Source organism: Thiopseudomonas alkaliphila (assembly GCF_001267175.1).
GTDB classification, from domain to species: Bacteria; Pseudomonadota; Gammaproteobacteria; order Pseudomonadales; family Pseudomonadaceae; genus Oblitimonas; species Oblitimonas alkaliphila.
In genome coordinates this window covers 1,871,133-1,888,056 of record NZ_CP012358.1, presented here as the reverse complement: position 1 = coordinate 1,888,056, position 16,924 = coordinate 1,871,133, and the positions used below count along the sequence as shown (strand labels likewise).

The window sequence follows — 16,924 nt, the reverse complement described above, 5'->3', positions numbered from 1 at the left end:
AGTCATCACGCTTTGTAAGAGAAAGCTTACAAAGCGTGATGACTTTAAAAGATATAAGAATGCATATACTTATAACACAAAAAGGCCCATTTGCATGGGCCTTTTTGTCGTTCCAAGACCTAAGTCTTAGTAACTTAATGCAAAGTCTTCGTCAGCCATATCCATTAAGTTATCTGCACCAGATAACATTGCAGCTACGTGCGCGCGAGTACGCGGCAGAATACGAGCAAAGTAGAAACGTGCAGTCTGAATTTTCGCTTTGTAGAACGCTTCTTCAGTGGTGCCTGCAGCAATTTTCTCGGCAGCTAAACGCGCCATATCAGCCCAGAAGTAAGCAAGGCAAGCATAACCTGAGTACATCAGGTAATCCACAGAAGCTGCACCGACTTCCTCACGGTTTTTCATCGCTGCCATCCCTACTTTCATAGTGATGTCGCCCCACTCTTTGTTGAGCTCTGCAAGCGGCGCCACGAACTCTTTAACCGCATCGTTTTCTTCGTTAGCTTTAACGAATTTGTGTACTACCTTGGTAAAGCCTTTTAAGCTTTCGCCTTGAGTCATCAGAACTTTACGGCCTAATAAGTCAAGCGCTTGAATCCCAGTGGTACCTTCATACAGCATAGAAATACGGCTATCACGTACGTTCTGCTCCATACCGTGCTCAGAGATGTAACCGTGGCCACCAAAAATCTGTACACCGTGGTTAGCCGCTTCAAAACCAGTTTCGGTCATAAAGGCTTTAGCGATTGGGGTTAAGAAGCCCAGCATCATATCCGCTGCTTTGCGCTCTTCTTCATCTTTACTGCGCTGCAGAATATCAACCTGTTGTGCTGCGTAGTACAACATCGCACGATTACCTTCAGCAAAGGCTTTAGTGGTCAGTAACATACGGCGCACATCAGGGTGTACGATGATTGGGTCAGCAGCCATTTCTGGTGCTTTAGGTCCGGTTAAAGAACGCATCTGGATCCGCTCACGGGCGTATTCAATACCGCCTTGGAACGCAACTTCAGCGTGGGCTAAGCCCTGTAGTGCAGTACCTAAACGAGCAGTGTTCATAAAGGTGAACATGCAGTTTAGACCTTTGTTTGGTGGACCAATCAAGAAACCGGTCGCCGCGTCAAAGTTCATCACGCAAGTTGAGTTACCGTGGATACCCATTTTGTGTTCAATAGAACCACAGGTCACGCCGTTACGCTCACCCACACCGCCTTCAGCGTTCGGTAAGAACTTAGGCACGATAAATAACGAGATACCCTTGGTACCCTGCGGCGCATCAGGCAGGCGGGCTAATACAATGTGCACGATGTTATCAGCCATGTCGTGTTCACCGGCTGAAATAAAGATCTTAGTACCTGTAATGCTGTAGCTACCATCGGCATTAGGTTCAGCTTTAGTACGCAGCATACCTAAGTCAGTACCACAGTGTGGCTCGGTTAAGCACATGGTACCGGTCCACTCACCGGAGACTAATTTAGTTAAGTAAGTGGCTTGTTGCTCTTCTGTACCGTGAGCGTGCAGTGTATTCATTGCACCGTGGGACAGACCTGGGTACATACCCCATGACCAGTTCGACTGACCCACCATTTCACTGATAGCAATCCCCAGTGACTCAGGTAAGCCCTGACCACCGTGCTCAACGTCGTGAGCTAGGCTTGGCCAGCCACCTTCAACAAACTGCTGATAGGCTTCTTTAAAACCGGTCGGCGTGGTCACACCTTCAGCACTCCAAGTACAGCCTTCTTGGTCACCTACGCGATTTAATGGTGCTAAAACTTCTTCACAGAATTTAGCCCCTTCTTCAAGAATCGCATCAACCATATCCGGTGTTGCGTCTTCACAGTTTAAATTTTGGTAGTGCGCTTCGTAACCTAATAATTCATCACGAACAAAGCGAATATCGCGTAAAGGAGCTTTATAGTTAGCCATAGTTGAATCACCTCTAGGTGTAATGACCTTGCGTAAATCCACAACAAGATTCTAAAAAAAGAGTGGGAATCATCGTTTTTGCCACTCTCAAACAGTCGTTTGAAAAGTTACGTTCAGACCCCGCACTTGTCAAGTGCTTCGAAACTCGCCTACGACTTTAGTTCTGAACTGATTTTCCCCCCTCTTCACCTGATGCAATTTGCTGTTGTAACCAACGGGCAAACAGTTGCGCCTGCGGGTTTAGTTTCTGCTTAGGCAGCAGTAAAACCAGCTTGCCTGAGGTGTTATGAAAGCCCCAAGGGGCAATTAAACGCTGCTTGGCCATATCATCTTGCACCAAAAGCTCGGGGGCAATGGCTACTCCTAAACCTGCAACAGCAGCTTCTAACAAATAATAAAGATGGGAAAAACCTTGCTCAAAGGATAATTGTTCGACAGTTAAGCCATGGGCGGCCAACCAGTTGGGCCATGCTTGTGGCCTTGACTGTGTATATAGCAATGGCACCTGAGTTAACTGCTCAGGACTTGCCTGCTGTAATTGTTCTGCTAATGCTGAATAGCCACTAACCACTGGCCCTATTCGCTCATCGGCCAATTCAATCACGTGCATCTGCTGTGGCCAAGGCGGCTGGCTAAAGCTTAGGTAAGCATTAACATAGGGATTATGAATATCGACTGCATCATCGCCTTCATGGGTCACTACTTGTAACTGTAACTGGGGCAGATCGTGCTTCAGTTGATCGAGTCTAGGGATTAACCAACGCGCCAACAAACTACCAGGACAACTCAGCACAAAAGGTGCTTCCTGTTGTTGCTGCTGAAGCTGCCAAGTCACTTGTCGCAACAGATTAAACGCCTGATGGCTTGCCTGATATAAGCGCTCACCGGCTTCTGTGAGTTTTACGCCGCGCCCCTGTTTACTAAATAGCGTTACTGCTAAGTATTCTTCTAATTGTTTAATTTGTCGGCTCACTGCGCTATGGGTCACACACAACTCATCTGCAGCAAGACTGATACTTTGATGTTTAGCCGCTGCTTCAAACGCCCGAAGTGCATTAAGCGGAGGGAGTTCTACCGATTCCATATGTGAGTTTTCCTAACCTATTCACTCAATAATATCGCTTTTATTGCGCCAATCAATCCTTTAACTTGACGCCATTAATTATTTTTAACAGGACTTATCATGAGCCAGTTTTCTCAAGCACCCGATGCCAAAGGACTGTTTGGCCAGTTTGGTGGACAGTACGTCGCTGAAACGCTGATGCCACTCATTTTAGAACTAGGCAAAGAATACGAAGCAGCGAAACAGGACCCAGCCTTTGCCCAAGAGCTAGCTTACTTTCAGCGTGATTATGTAGGTCGCCCAAGCCCTTTGTATTTTGCCGAGCGCCTTACTGAGTTTTGTGGCGGAGCTAAAATTTATCTCAAGCGTGAAGAACTCAACCATACCGGTGCGCATAAGATTAATAACTGTATTGGCCAAATTTTACTGGCCCGACGCATGGGTAAAAAGCGCATTATTGCTGAAACTGGTGCTGGTATGCATGGTGTTGCCACCGCCACAGTAGCTGCTCGCTTTGGTTTGCAGTGCGTTATTTATATGGGCTCAACCGATATTGAGCGCCAACAAGCTAACGTATTTCGGATGAAGTTATTAGGGGCTGAGGTGATTCCGGTAACCGCTGGTACCGGCACATTAAAAGATGCCATGAACGAAGCGCTGCGCGACTGGGTAACCAATGTCGATAGCACCTTTTATTTAATTGGTACGGTGGCAGGCCCTCACCCTTATCCGGCCATGGTGCGCGATTTCCAAGCGGTCATTGGCAAGGAAACCCGCCAGCAACTACAGGAACAAGAAGGCCGTCTACCCGATAGCTTAATCGCCTGCATTGGCGGTGGCTCAAATGCCATGGGACTATTCCATGAGTTTTTAGATGACAGCAGCGTCCACATTATTGGCGTAGAAGCCGCCGGTAAAGGGGTAGAAACTGGCTTGCATGCGGCCAGCTTAAAAGGTGGCAAACCGGGAGTATTACACGGTAATAAAACCTACTTACTGCAAGATGCAGATGGCCAAATTGTAGATGCTCACTCAATCTCTGCAGGCTTAGATTACCCAGGTATTGGCCCTGAACACTCTTGGTTAAATGATATCGGTCGGGTGGAATATACCGCAATTACAGATGATGAAGCCTTAGCCGCCTTCCAAGAGTGCTGCCGTTTAGAGGGAATTATTCCGGCACTGGAATCCTCCCACGCGCTGGCTGAAATGTTTAAACGAGCACCCAAACTGCCAACTGATCACCTAATGGTAGTGAATCTCTCTGGCCGTGGTGATAAAGACATGCAATCGGTCATGCACTATTTAAACCTAGAGGAGCAACCAGCATGAGCCGCTTTACAGATTGCTTTGCCAAGCTAAAACAAGAAAATCGTGCCGCACTAGTTACCTTTGTCACTGCAGGGGATCCTAACTATTCAGCGGCGCTGCAAATTTTTAAGGGTTTACCAGCCGCTGGGGCCGATATTATCGAGCTAGGGATGCCCTTTACCGATCCAATGGCCGATGGTCCTGCGATTCAAAAGGCTAACTTACGCTCATTGGCCAACGGTCAAAATCTACGTAAAACGTTACAAATGGTCAGTGAGTTTCGTCAAACTAACCAAGAAACTCCAGTGGTATTAATGGGTTACTTCAACCCTATTTATCACTACGGTGTTGAGCAATTTATTGCCGATGCCACAGCCGCTGGCGTCGATGGCATGATTGTGGTGGATTTACCCCCCGAACATAACGCTGATTTTTGTACGCCCGCCCAAGCCTCTGGATTAGATTTTATTCGCTTAACCACTCCCACCACTGACGATCAACGGTTACCTACGGTCTTAGCCGGAAGCGCTGGTTTTGTCTATTATGTTTCCGTTGCCGGAGTCACAGGAGCTGGTTCAGCTACCATGGATCAAGTGGAAGAAGCCGTCGCGAGAATTCGTCGCCACTCAGATTTACCGGTATGTATTGGCTTTGGAATTCGCACCCCTGAACATGCGGCAGAAGTTGCCAAGCGTGCTGATGGCGTGGTGGTCGGTTCAGCTTTAGTCAATAAAATCGAGCAAGCTGAGAATGATCAGCAAGCTGTGGATGAGGTGCTGGCACTGTGCCGCGAGCTAAGCCAAGGCATTCGCAGTGCTCGCTAACGACTGAAGCTAAAATTAAAAATGAAAAAGGCGCTGTGATAGCGCCTTTTTTGCTTAACCCAAGATTATTTCTTCGGTTTAGCACCAAACATTTCCACCAGTTTTTCAGCACTGGCTGCACCGGGCTGCAGTTGCAGTAAACCCGTTTCATCTTTATAGAAAATCGCTGGTGTACCGCTTGCACCTAATCCTTGCATCATCTGCATATTAGTGTCTAACTGCTTTTTCACTGCCGCGGACACGGTAATTTCTTTTGCTGCTTTTTTACCACTCTCGTTATCATTTAATGCTTTGGTTTGATCTTTAGCCGTTAAGATAGACGCTGCTTTTTTCGCACTGCCCTCACTTAACATACCTACCACAAAGTGGCGCAGCTGAACCTCTCCTGCATCTACCCAAGGACGCGCATCGGCCCAGAATTTTTTACAGTAAGGGCAATTGGGATCAGTAAAAACATAGGCGACCTGCTTCGCTTTATCTGAACCATCTTTAATCCAATCCATTTTCTCCATTTCTGCCCACATTTTTTCCCCTTGGGGACGGGCAATTTTTTCCTCAATTACCGAACTAGTTAAGTCTGTCCCTTGCTCATCTAGTAAGCTACCGATTAACGCATGCTTATTGTCTGCGGTTACATACAACACTAAAGGGCGGCCCTGATACAGTGCAGTGTAAGCGGTTAGATTGGCCGGCGCGTCGACCTTCTCTAACACTTCAATGCCACGCTCTTGCATGGCTTTAATCGGCGCAGGATAGTCTGCGTCTAGCGCCACAGCAGGCGCGGCTAAAAGTGCAGCGAGTGATGCAATTGCAAATGGTTTCATTAAAAATTTCCTTGTTCTCTATTACTTAGCTGAAGCTTTAATGTGCTTCAACGAATGATCTAAACTGGCATTGGACAGCTCACCCAAATGACTGTGCTGCAACTGACCGCCACTGTTATAAAATAAGGTGGTAGGCAAGGAGCGCGAACCGACGGCTTGTCCCGCCCGCGCGCCACTGTCAAGTAATACACCGGATAGCTCTAATTGTTGCTGCAATAAAAAATCAGCCACTAATTCTTGCCCTTCACCTTGATTGACGTACACAAAACGGACATCTGGATTGGCTTTTTGTGCCGCTTCTAATACCGGCATTTCGCGACGACAAGGTGGACACCAAGTCGCCCACAAATTCACCACTAAGGGTTTATCGTCTAACTCATGCAAAGCCACAGGATTTCCCTGCAAGTCACGCAAGGCCAACTCAGGGATACTTTGACTGCTTTCAAAGGCACTCAACAGTGAAATTCCAGCCCCCCAAATCATAGCACCAACCACCACGCCAATACTCAGCGGTGTACGTAATGATCGCTGCCAAATAGCATATAACACGCCAATCACAATCGCGGCAATCAATCCTGGGATGAGTAAAAAACCGCCATCACGAATATCCAGCATGCCTAACGGCTGGGCTTTATATTGCTCAAAATAACTCACCACAAAGGCGATTCGAGCAACTAAGGCACCGCCTAACAGCATATTAAAAAGTGCTGATTCTGGATTAACTCCACGCTTACGGCCAATAATCCAGCCGGTCATCCAGGCGATAAAAAAGCCTAAATACAATAACGCTAAGTTTGCTGGAATAGCTAAAGGTCCCAAGTTAACACTTAACATTAAGCCTCTCCTTTAGCGCGGGCTAAGTAAGCCAAAAATTGCTCAGCATTGACCTCTCCAGTAATACGCTGGGCTCGAATCTCGCTACCATCAGGGGAGATAAATAAAATCGTCGGGGGCCCCATGATACTAATTTCTTGCATATAGGCCTGCTGTGCTTTGGTGTTATCAGTCACATCAATTTGCAGTAAACGCATGCCAGCTAATGCCTGTTGTACCTCTGGCTTAGCAAATACTTCACGTTCCATCACCTTACAAGAAACACACCAGTCGGCGTAAAAATCCACTAATGCCCATTGCTCTTGTTGCTGTGCTTGGGCCAGCTGTTGCTTTAGCTCATCAACCGATGGCGTACGCAAAAACTGCTGCTGATGAGCACTGGCTACCGATGCACCGGCTGTTAAGCCTGAAAGTGGACGCAAAGGATCATAACCTCCAGCGGCCGCTCCAAAAATCATGGCCGCACTCCAAATCCCTAATAAAAAAGCTAAATAACGACCGATAAAATACAGCTTACTCGTAGCCTGCACCTGGCTAAAAAATACCGCTACACTCAATAACCAAGCGCCCCATAAACCCAAGGCCAAGGTATCGCTATACAGCGGTTGAGTGATTAAAATAGCGGCTGCAATTAAGGCAAAGCCAAAGGTTTTATTGACGTTTTCCATCCATACCCCAGGTTTTGGCATCCAGCGCATACCAAAGCTAATCGCTAACAGCAGTGGCGTTCCGCTCCCTAAGCCAAGGGCAAATAATGCCAGTCCACCGGTTGCGCCATCACCACTTTGGGCGATATACAGCAGCGCTCCGGCTAACGGTGCGGTCATGCAGGGGCCCACCAGCAATGCCGACAACGCTCCCATAATCGCCACGCCCAGCATGTTGCCGCCTTTTTGTTTGCGATCTACCGTTTGTAAGCGATCACGAATCACTGCCGGTAATTGCAGGGTATACACCCCAAACTGAGCTAAGGCTAAAGCAATAAAAATTCCAGCAAAGGGAATCAGGAGCCACGGCTGCTGTAGCGCGGCCTGTAAGTTGCCCCCAAGCTTAGCCGCCAATACCCCCAAGAGTGCATACACCAATGCCATCGGCAGCACAAAGGCCAGTCCCAGCCGCGCGCCGCTCCAGCCACCACGCTGAGCGCCACCCACTACACTGGTTAGAATCGGCAGCATTGGCAGCATGCACGGAGTAAAGGCTAACAGTAAGCCCATGCCAAAAAAGGCCACTAAATTCCACAACAACCCAGCATCGGCCAAGGTGGCAGCAATGCTTTGATCCTCAGCTAACGCAGGCGCTCCCGTTTGGCTTAACTCGCCACCAATAACTAACTCTTGAGGTGCATAACATAAACCTGCATCCGCACAACCTTGCCAGCGCACCTCGTAAGGTGGCTCGACAGCTTCAGGCAAATTAATTGAGAGTTGATTACGGTAAATTTCAGAATCACCAAAATACTCATCAGAATGGGGAATTCCCGGCGGCAACTCCAACTCAACCGCCGTTCCACTGTCATCAATTAAGCCAAGCTTATGTTGGTAAAGATAATAACCATCGGCGATCTTCCAAGCCAAAATTGGCTGACCTTGATCAGGCTGAATCAATTCAAACTGAAACGCCTGTTCCACCGGTAAAAAATCATCTTGATTGGTAATAAATGCCTGGGCTGGAATTAACCAGAACAACAGCAACCATGAGAGTAAACGAGGCATGACACACCCTTTAAGAATAGTTTGCGTTAGTATTCTACCGATGGCGATTAATCTAGGATTAAGAAATCCGCTGTATGATACAGGCTTACGTTTTGCTAGTGCGTCACTTAATGGCGTAAGGATCAGGCTCGATGCATGTACTTTTAGTTGAAGATGACCACTTAATTGCCGAAGGCGTAGTGGCTGGATTAACCGTACAAGGCTTTACCGTAGACCATATGGCCACTGCTGCCGCTGCTGAACAAGCTTTAAAACTGGCCAGTTTTGATGCTTTAATTTTAGATTTAGGCCTGCCCGATGAAGACGGCTTAGTTTTTTTAGAGCGGCAACGTAAGCAAGGAATCGATTTACCGGTGCTGATTTTAAGCGCCCGCGATGCCGTCACCCAGCGCGTAGCTGGCCTACAGGCGGGGGCCGATGATTATTTGCTCAAGCCCTTTGACTTACGGGAACTAGCTGCTCGGTTGCACAGCTTATTACGCCGCAGCAGCGGCCGAAGCAGTAATTTAATTGAGTATGGAGCACTCACTTACGATCCTTCTGGGAAGTCGGTCACTCTCAATCAGCAACCGGTCTTACTCTCAGCCAAAGAGCATGCGTTATTGATGGCGTTACTGCATAGCCCTGGGCGCATTCTCAGCAGCGAGCAACTACAAGACAGTCTCTATGGTTTTAGTGAGGGTGTAGAAAGCAATGCGCTGAATGTGCATATCCATAATTTGCGCCGTAAGCTGGGCAGCCAGATTGTGGAAACTGTCCGCGGTTTAGGCTTTCGTTTAGGCCCGGCACCATGAGTATTCGCCGCCGCCTCCTGCTGACCCTCAGTGGTACCTTTATTTTGCTCTGGTCCTTAGCAGCTATCTGGTTGCTGGGTGATTTGCGTAAAGAGGTCTCCTACGCCCTAGATGAGCGCTTAGCCTCTTCAGCGCGTATGGTCGCTGGCTTATTAGAGCAACTGCCGCCACCGCTACTGATTCCTAGTAATCCATTAGCCACTGATCAGCTGGGGATTCCTGATGGCTTAGTCTGCCAAGTTAACTCGCTGCGGGGCGAAGTCTTGGTGCATACCCCCAGCAGCCCCAGTCAGGCTTTAGCGAGCCATGCCGGCGGCTTTAGCGAAACCAGCGTTGATGCCGATCGCTGGCGCACCTTTACCCTGACCCGTAATCAATTAATGGTTACCACCGCTGATCGCATGGAAGAACGTGAAGCCTTGGAGCGCTCGATCTTAATCGCTGCTGCGTTACCGGTACTCTTAGCTTTGCTGGGAAGTTTGGTGCTGATCTGGCTTGGAATTGGCCAAGGTTTAGCACCGCTTAAACAGTTGCGCCATAGCCTAGCTCAACGTTCAGCCAATGATTTAGCCCCCTTACCGCTCAAGCCTTTACCCCACGAGCTAGCGCCCTTGGTTGATACGTTAAATCAGCTATTTGCCCGAATTGAGGATTTATTAGCTCGAGAACGGCGCTTCACCGGAGATGCCGCCCATGAGCTACGCACCCCGCTTACTGCAATAAAAACCCATCTACAACTGGCCCAGATGACCAACGGTGAGCAGTCGCAAGTCGCGCTGACTAAAGCCGAGCATGGCGTTGAACGTCTACAGCGCACCCTAGAGCAATTACTGTTATTGGCGCGGGTTGAAGCCACTGAGCTATTTGAAGATGAACAAGGGGTACTGGCCGATCAGGTAGTACGCGTTAGCCTGTCAGAACTTACCAACTTACAACCACAATGGATTCAACTCGATAACCAGCTGCAACAACCGGTGCGCTTAGCACTACCTGAATCCTTAGCGGTGATTGCTCTGCGCAATTTATTAGAAAATGCCCTGCGCTATAGCCACCAGCAACCGATTACCCTCACCCTCAGCCAAATCGAGCAAGATCTAATTTTTGAGGTGAAGGATCAAGGGCTTAGCCTCGATCAGCAGCAACTGGCACAGATGCATCAACGCTTCTGGCGCGCCAGTAATCAGCAAGGTTCTGGCCTTGGACTGGCCATCGTGCAGGCCATTACCGATCGCTATCAAGGACAACTCTCCCTCAGCAGCAACCAGCCCCAAGGCTTAATTGCGCGCTTATATCTGCCTATTTTAACCACTGTGGATTCTTAATTAGCGGTACAAAAAAAGCGAGCTCATCTTGAGCTCGCCTTTTCTTAAGCGTATAACCTTAACTAAAAATCTAAGTTAGAGGCAGCTAAAGCGTTGGTTTCAATGAACTCGCGGCGGGGTTCTACATGATCGCCCATGAGGGTATTAAAGATCTGATCCGCGGCCACTGCATCTTCAATAGTGACTTGCAGCATCCGGCGGGTATTGGGATCCATGGTGGTTTCCCACAATTGCTCTGGGTTCATCTCACCTAATCCTTTATAGCGTTGTACACTGTGGCGACGCATGCTTTCAGTGAGTAGCCAATCAAGTGCTTCTTTAAACGAGCTGACCGCTTTAGTGCGCTCACCACGCTTAACGTAAGCGCCTTCTTCCAGTAACTGATTCAGCTTAGCACCAAGCTCAGTCATGCTCCGGTAATCATTACTACCGAAGAAATCATGGTTAAAGGTGACATAATTAGCTAAACCATGGGCCTTAATTTTAACTTCAGGCAACCATAAACCTCGCTCTTTATCTTCACGGACCGAGACCGTATAGGTCTCACCTGATTTTTCTACTGCATCTAACTCTGCTTGCAGTAACTCAACCCAAGCAGCAACAGCTGATTGGCTAGTAAGCTCGGTAGCTTCTAAGCGTGGCAGGTAGACAAAATGCTCGGTCATTTCTTTTGGATACAGGCGTGATAAACGATCTAAGGTTTTCATCACTCCACGGTATTCATTAACTAAGCTTTCAAGCGCAGCACCGGATAAGCCTGGCGCGTTTTCATTAACATGCAAGCTGGCTTCTTCCAATGCCGCTTGGGTCATGTATTCATCCATGGCCTCATCATCTTTGATATATTGCTCATGCTTACCGCGCTTAACTTTATACAGCGGCGGCTGAGCAATATAGATATAGCCACGCTCAACTAACTCGGGTAATTGACGGAAGAAAAAGGTGAGCAATAAGGTACGGATGTGCGAACCATCCACGTCAGCATCGGTCATGATGATAATGTTGTGATAGCGCAACTTGTCAATATTGTAGTCTTCACGACCAATTCCACAGCCTAACGCTGTAATCAAAGTACCCACTTCTTGGGACGAAATCATCCGATCAAAGCGTGCTTTCTCAACGTTTAAAATTTTACCTTTCAGCGGCAAAATAGCTTGGGTTTTACGGTCTCGTCCCTGCTTGGCAGATCCGCCAGCAGAGTCCCCTTCCACAATGTATAACTCTGATAACGCCGGATCTTTCTCTTGGCAATCGGCCAGCTTACCCGGCAGCCCAGCAATATCGAGGGCACCTTTGCGACGGGTCATTTCTCGGGCTTTACGAGCGGCTTCACGGGCGCGGGCCGCATCAATCATTTTGCCAACAATGGCCTTGGCTTCGTTTGGACTTTCTAATAAAAAGTCGGCGAAGAACTTACCCATCTCCTGCTCAACTGCAGTTTTCACCTCAGACGACACCAACTTGTCTTTGGTTTGCGAGCTAAACTTAGGATCAGGCACCTTGACCGAAATAATCGCAGTCAGACCTTCACGGGCATCGTCACCTGTGGTGCTTACTTTCTCACGCTTACCTAAACCTTCAGCCTCAATGTAGTTATTCAGACTACGAGTCAGTGCCGAACGAAAGCCCGCCATATGGGTGCCGCCATCACGCTGTGGAATATTGTTGGTAAAGCATAAAATGCTCTCATTAAAACCATCATTCCACTGCATCGCCACTTCAACGCCAACCCCATCCTCTTCACGTTGTACCGTAAAGTGAAACACATCATTGACGCAGGTTTTATTGGTGTTTAAGTACTCAACAAACGCCTTCAGACCACCTTCATACTTAAACAATTCTTCTTTGCCGCTACGCTCGTCTTTAAGCAGAATCCCTACCCCAGAATTGAGGAAGGATAATTCGCGTAAGCGTTTAGCCAACACATCCCAGCTAAATTGAATATTACGGAAGGTTTCTTCTGAAGGCTTAAAGTGGATGCGAGTACCGCTCGCATCAGTATCACCAATCGGTGACATCGGCCCCTGCGGTACACCATGCACATAGGTCTGTTCCCAGACTTTACCTTGACGGCGAATGGTCATAATTAACTGCTTAGACAGCGCGTTAACCACCGACACCCCTACACCGTGCAATCCGCCAGAAACCTTATAGCTGTTATCGTCAAACTTACCGCCAGCGTGTAGAACGGTCATAATCACTTCAGCAGCAGAAACGCCTTCTTCTTCGTGAATATCGACCGGAATACCACGACCGTTATCTTGTACAGTAATAGATTCGTCAGTATGAATGGTGATGCTAATTTCATCGCAGTAACCTGCCAGAGCTTCATCAATCGAGTTATCCACCACTTCAAATACCATGTGGTGTAATCCTGTGCCGTCATCAGTATCCCCAATGTACATGCCAGGACGTTTACGAACCGCATCTAGGCCTTTCAGAACCTTAATACTACTGGAGTCGTAAGATTTATTTTCGCTCATGCATTCACTCCGAAGGTGTGATTTGTCCATGTTCCACGTGGAACATTTTGACCGAAGTGGCTTCACTCCAATCATGGATCATTAGGTCTTTATCAATACTGGTGATAAAAACCTGACAATTTAAATTTTCTAACAACTGACATAACGCCTTACGATGCTGCTGATCAAGCTCTGATGGCAGATCATCCACAAGGTAAATACAGTTGTGTTGACGCAAACGTGATAACAGATAACCCTGGGCAATTCTTAGGGCACAGACTACCAGCTTCTGCTGGCCTCGGGACAACACATCAACCGAGTTAGTGGTGCCAATTCTTATCCGTAAATCTGCCCGCTGTGGTCCGGCTTGGGTATATCCCAGCTGCCGATCACGCTCATAATTACTTAGTAACACTTCGCTTAGTTCGCGCTCTCGATCCCAGCCGCGGTAATAACTTAGGCTGAGCCCTTCAAGGGTAATAAGTTTGCCCAGTACTTCTTCAAACACAGGTTTTAACTGCTGAATATAGGCTTGGCGTAACTGATCAATCTGCGCGCTTGCTAAGCTTAGCTCACGGTCCCAGCTCTGCTGAGAAATGGGGTCTATTGTAGCATGACGCAGCAATGAATTTCTTTGCCGCAGCGAATGCTGTAGCCTTTGCCAAGCGGGCATAAAAGAATGTTCCACGTGGAACACTCCCCAATCTAAAAACTGCCGACGGACCTTAGGCGCCCCTTCTAACAAACTAAAACTATCGGGATTAATCACCTGCACCGGCAACACTGCAGCTAATTCAGCAGCGCTTTTTATTGCCTGCCCATCTAAACGTAACTGTAACTCAGCCTGACGATTACGACTCATACCTAGTCGATGGACTGTATCTAAACTTACATCGTGTAACTCAGCAAATACTAGACATTGCTCTTGCTGCTGCTGAATCACCGGCTGAATTCGATTACTACGGAAAGAGCGCGTGAGTGCTAACAAATGAATGGCTTCTAAGACACTGGTTTTACCACTGCCATTCTCGCCATAAAAGACATTAATTTGCGGGGAAAGATTAAGAGTTACGGGGTGTAGATTGCGCACCCCGTTAATCTGTAATTGGCGAATGCCCATAAAGATTGCGGCTTAGCCCTAAATGCGCATTGGCATAACAACGTATGACGAGTTGGCATTACTGGCTTCTTGCAACAAGGTACTGCTATTAGCATCGGCCATACGCAGCACCACCTGCTCTTCAGTCATGACATTAAGCACATCTAATAGGTAGCTGACGTTAAATCCAATATTTAATGGCTCGCCCAAGTACTCCACTGCCACTTCTTCTTTAGCCTGCTCTTGCTCAGGGTTATTGGCTTCGATGCGCAGTAAATTATTTTCTAGATCTAAGCGAATTCCACGATACTTTTCATTAGATAAAATTGAAGCTCGGGTTAAAGCATCTTTTAAGCCTAAGCGATTAGCCGTTACTAATTTACTGCTGTTTTGTGGCAGTACTCGTTCGTAATCTGGAAACTTGCCGTCAACCAATTTAGAGGTGAAGGTAAAATTAGGTGTAGTGGCGCGAATATGGTTACTGCCAAACACTAAATTAACGTGCTCGCTATCTGAACTCATTAAGCGAGCCAGCTCAAGCACTCCCTTACGCGGCACAATTATTTGGTGCTCATCATTGCGATCAACCCCAGTATCCACCTCACACATTGCCAGACGGTGACCATCGGTTGCTACTGCACGCAATTGTCCAGAGCGCACCTCCAGTAACAAACCATTAAGGTAATAACGCACATCTTGCTGGGCCATGGCAAAGCTAGTGCGCTCAATTAGGTGGCGTAGTTTTTTCTGCTCAATATTGAGCATTAAGGAGCCTGCACTCTCTTCAACTGATGGGAAGTCAGCCGCCGGTAACGTGGTCAGGGTAAACTGACTACGGCCCGACTTAATCACTAAACGATGGTCATCTAGCTCTATGTTTAACTGCGCATCGGTAGGTAGGCTTTTACAAATATCCATTAGTTTACGCGCAGGTACTGTAATTTCACCTGATTCCCCAGGCTGATCTAAAGTGACTCGCCCGACTAACTCAACTTCAGTGTCAGTACCGGTCAAACTTAATTCTTGGCCTTGCAACACTAACAAGATGTTTGACAGCACTGCCATGGTTTGGCGACGCTCAACCACTCCTGCTACTAGTTGTAAAGCAGGCAGCAGCGCCTCGCGTGAAATAGTAAAGTGCATAACAAATCCTATAAATTAGCTTGATAAGGTGCGGTAAAGGTTGTGGAAGTCTTCGCTGATGCCAGCATCCGTTTCGCGTAGCTCAGCAATTTTTCGGCAAGCATGCAACACCGTAGTATGGTCTCGGCCGCCAAAAGCATCACCAATTTCTGGCAAGCTGTGGTTGGTTAACTGTTTTGCCAGTGCCATGGCCATTTGTCTAGGCCGTGCGATAGAACGTGAACGTCGTTTCGACATCATGTCGGACATTTTGATTTTGTAATACTCAGCCACAGTACGCTGAATATTATCAATACTAATCAGCTTTTCTTGCAGTGCTAATAAGTCTTTGAGTGATTCACGAATCAGCTCAATGGTAATTGGCTCATTAGTGAAGTGCGAGTGGGCAATGACCCTTTTTAACGCCCCCTCTAGTTCACGCACGTTGGAACGGATACGCTGAGCAATAAAGAACGCTGCATCATGGGGCAAGCTGACCTTGCTCTCTTCCGCTTTTTTCATCAAGATCGCAACCCGCGTTTCCAGCTCTGGCGGCTCAACCGCAACAGTTAAGCCCCAACCAAAACGGGATTTTAACCGTTCTTCTAAGCCATCAATTTCTTTAGGGTAGCGATCACTGGTTAAAATAACCTGCTGATTACCTTCCAGTAATGCATTAAACGTATGGAAGAACTCTTCTTGGGAACGCTCTTTATTGGCAAAGAATTGAATATCATCAATCAGTAAAGCGTCCACCGAGCGGTAGTAATTTTTAAACTCATTAAAGGCATTCATCTGCAAGGCTTTTACCATGTCGGCGACAAAGCGTTCTGAGTGCAAATAAATGACCTTAGCATTGGGATTCTTTTGCATTAAATGGTTACCCACCGCATGCATCAAGTGAGTTTTACCAAGCCCTACTCCGCCATATAAAAAGAGTGGGTTATAACCATGCTTAGGATTATCAGCTACTTGCCAAGCAGCTGCACGGGCTAGCTGGTTCGATTTACCCTCAACAAAGCTATCAAAAGTGAACGCTCGGTTCAGCGCACTAACATGTTTCAGTGCCCCTTCTACTTGCTCTTTACGCTCGGGGGTAGAAACCGGCGTTGGTGCGCTATTGGCTTCAAGCAAGGGTTCAAAACCTGGACGCTCGGCACTGCTTTTTTGGCTACTGCTACTGGTCGTGCGTTTTACTGTGGGAGCTGAGGCTGGCGTCGGTGCGGCTACTGGCTCAGGCGCAGCCTGATAAATTGGCTCAACCTCGGGCATTTGTGGCGTATGAATCACAATCGGCGCCGGAATTTGCAACTTACCCACTGGCGCTGCGGCCGGTATTGCGGATTTTTTATGCCGACTGCCGATTAATAAGGTCAACTGCGGGGCAATCCCATTATTGCGCTCCGCCATCAGCTCTAATAAACGGGTAATATACTTTTCGTTCACCCAATCTAAAACAAAGCGATTGGGGGCATAAATATTTAATCCACCGGGGTGCGCTTCTACCTGTAAGGGACGAATCCACGTATTGAATTGCTGCGAGGGCAGTTCATCGCATAAAAAATCTACGCACTGTAGCCAAAGTTCGACAGACACAGAGTTCCCTCAACCAGTTAATAATGCAA

General features: G+C 47.7%; 13 protein-coding genes. 4 read left to right on the top strand and 9 right to left on the bottom strand.

Going from position 1 to position 16,924, the window contains the following annotated elements:
• Positions 1–126: 126 nt before the first annotated feature.
• The gene (locus AKN87_RS09090) at positions 127–1,929 is read right to left on the bottom strand and encodes a phenylacyl-CoA dehydrogenase (RefSeq protein WP_053103218.1); all 1,803 of its coding nucleotides are present in this window, start codon (positions 1,927–1,929) and stop codon (positions 127–129) included.
• Positions 1,930–2,086: 157 nt separating this feature from the next.
• Positions 2,087–3,013, bottom strand: coding sequence for a LysR family transcriptional regulator (locus AKN87_RS09085; protein WP_053103217.1), 927 nt, complete (start codon positions 3,011–3,013; stop codon positions 2,087–2,089).
• 99 nt (positions 3,014–3,112) lie between these two features.
• Here AKN87_RS09085 and trpB point away from each other — a divergent pair, with 99 nt between their 5' ends.
• Together trpB and trpA are read left to right on the top strand one after the other, a co-directional pair.
• Positions 3,113–4,324 (top strand): tryptophan synthase subunit beta, encoded by a 1,212-nt coding sequence (gene trpB, locus AKN87_RS09080; protein ID WP_053103216.1) that lies wholly within the window; start codon positions 3,113–3,115, stop codon positions 4,322–4,324.
• Positions 4,321–5,127, top strand: coding sequence for a tryptophan synthase subunit alpha (gene trpA, locus AKN87_RS09075; RefSeq protein ID WP_053103215.1), 807 nt, complete (start codon positions 4,321–4,323; stop codon positions 5,125–5,127). The genes trpB and trpA overlap by 4 nt, the downstream gene beginning before the upstream one ends.
• Before the next feature lie 65 nt (positions 5,128–5,192).
• On the opposite strand, the gene dsbG is transcribed toward trpA, so the two are convergent.
• From dsbG to dsbD, 3 genes are read right to left on the bottom strand one after another with little or no spacing between them, the layout of a single operon-like run.
• The gene (gene dsbG, locus AKN87_RS09070; protein ID WP_053103214.1) at positions 5,193–5,951 is read right to left on the bottom strand and encodes a thiol:disulfide interchange protein DsbG; all 759 of its coding nucleotides are present in this window, start codon (positions 5,949–5,951) and stop codon (positions 5,193–5,195) included.
• A gap of 21 nt (positions 5,952–5,972) precedes the next feature.
• Complete coding sequence (locus AKN87_RS09065) at positions 5,973–6,785, bottom strand: TlpA disulfide reductase family protein (protein WP_053103213.1); 813 nt, start codon at positions 6,783–6,785, stop codon at positions 5,973–5,975.
• On the bottom strand, positions 6,785–8,500 hold the full coding sequence (dsbD, locus tag AKN87_RS09060; protein WP_080995548.1) for a protein-disulfide reductase DsbD: 1,716 nt from the start codon (positions 8,498–8,500) through the stop codon (positions 6,785–6,787). Before dsbD ends, AKN87_RS09065 begins: the two co-directional genes overlap by 1 nt.
• 131 nt (positions 8,501–8,631) lie before the next feature.
• Here dsbD and AKN87_RS09055 point away from each other — a divergent pair, with 131 nt between their 5' ends.
• Together AKN87_RS09055 and AKN87_RS09050 are read left to right on the top strand one after the other, a co-directional pair.
• Entirely contained in the window at positions 8,632–9,294 is a 663-nt protein-coding gene (locus AKN87_RS09055; protein ID WP_053100833.1) for a response regulator, read from the top strand.
• Positions 9,291–10,616 (top strand): ATP-binding protein, encoded by a 1,326-nt coding sequence (locus AKN87_RS09050; RefSeq protein WP_053103212.1) that lies wholly within the window; start codon positions 9,291–9,293, stop codon positions 10,614–10,616. Before AKN87_RS09055 ends, AKN87_RS09050 begins: the two co-directional genes overlap by 4 nt.
• Positions 10,617–10,678: 62 nt before the next feature.
• Here AKN87_RS09050 and gyrB read toward each other — a convergent pair whose 3' ends face one another.
• Genes gyrB through dnaA form a run of 4 tightly spaced genes read right to left on the bottom strand, consistent with a single transcriptional unit; the run spans position 10,679 to position 16,895 of the window.
• Positions 10,679–13,099: a DNA topoisomerase (ATP-hydrolyzing) subunit B gene (gyrB, locus tag AKN87_RS09045; protein WP_053100831.1), complete on the bottom strand. Its 2,421-nt coding sequence runs from the start codon at positions 13,097–13,099 to the stop codon at positions 10,679–10,681.
• 4 nt (positions 13,100–13,103) lie between these two features.
• The gene (gene recF / locus AKN87_RS09040; RefSeq protein WP_053100830.1) at positions 13,104–14,198 is read right to left on the bottom strand and encodes a DNA replication/repair protein RecF; all 1,095 of its coding nucleotides are present in this window, start codon (positions 14,196–14,198) and stop codon (positions 13,104–13,106) included.
• Between the two features lie 18 nt (positions 14,199–14,216).
• Positions 14,217–15,320 (bottom strand): DNA polymerase III subunit beta, encoded by a 1,104-nt coding sequence (gene dnaN, locus AKN87_RS09035; RefSeq protein ID WP_053100829.1) that lies wholly within the window; start codon positions 15,318–15,320, stop codon positions 14,217–14,219.
• 15 nt (positions 15,321–15,335) lie between these two features.
• Positions 15,336–16,895, bottom strand: coding sequence for a chromosomal replication initiator protein DnaA (gene dnaA / locus AKN87_RS09030; protein ID WP_053103211.1), 1,560 nt, complete (start codon positions 16,893–16,895; stop codon positions 15,336–15,338).
• Between the last annotated feature and the right edge of the window lie 29 nt (positions 16,896–16,924).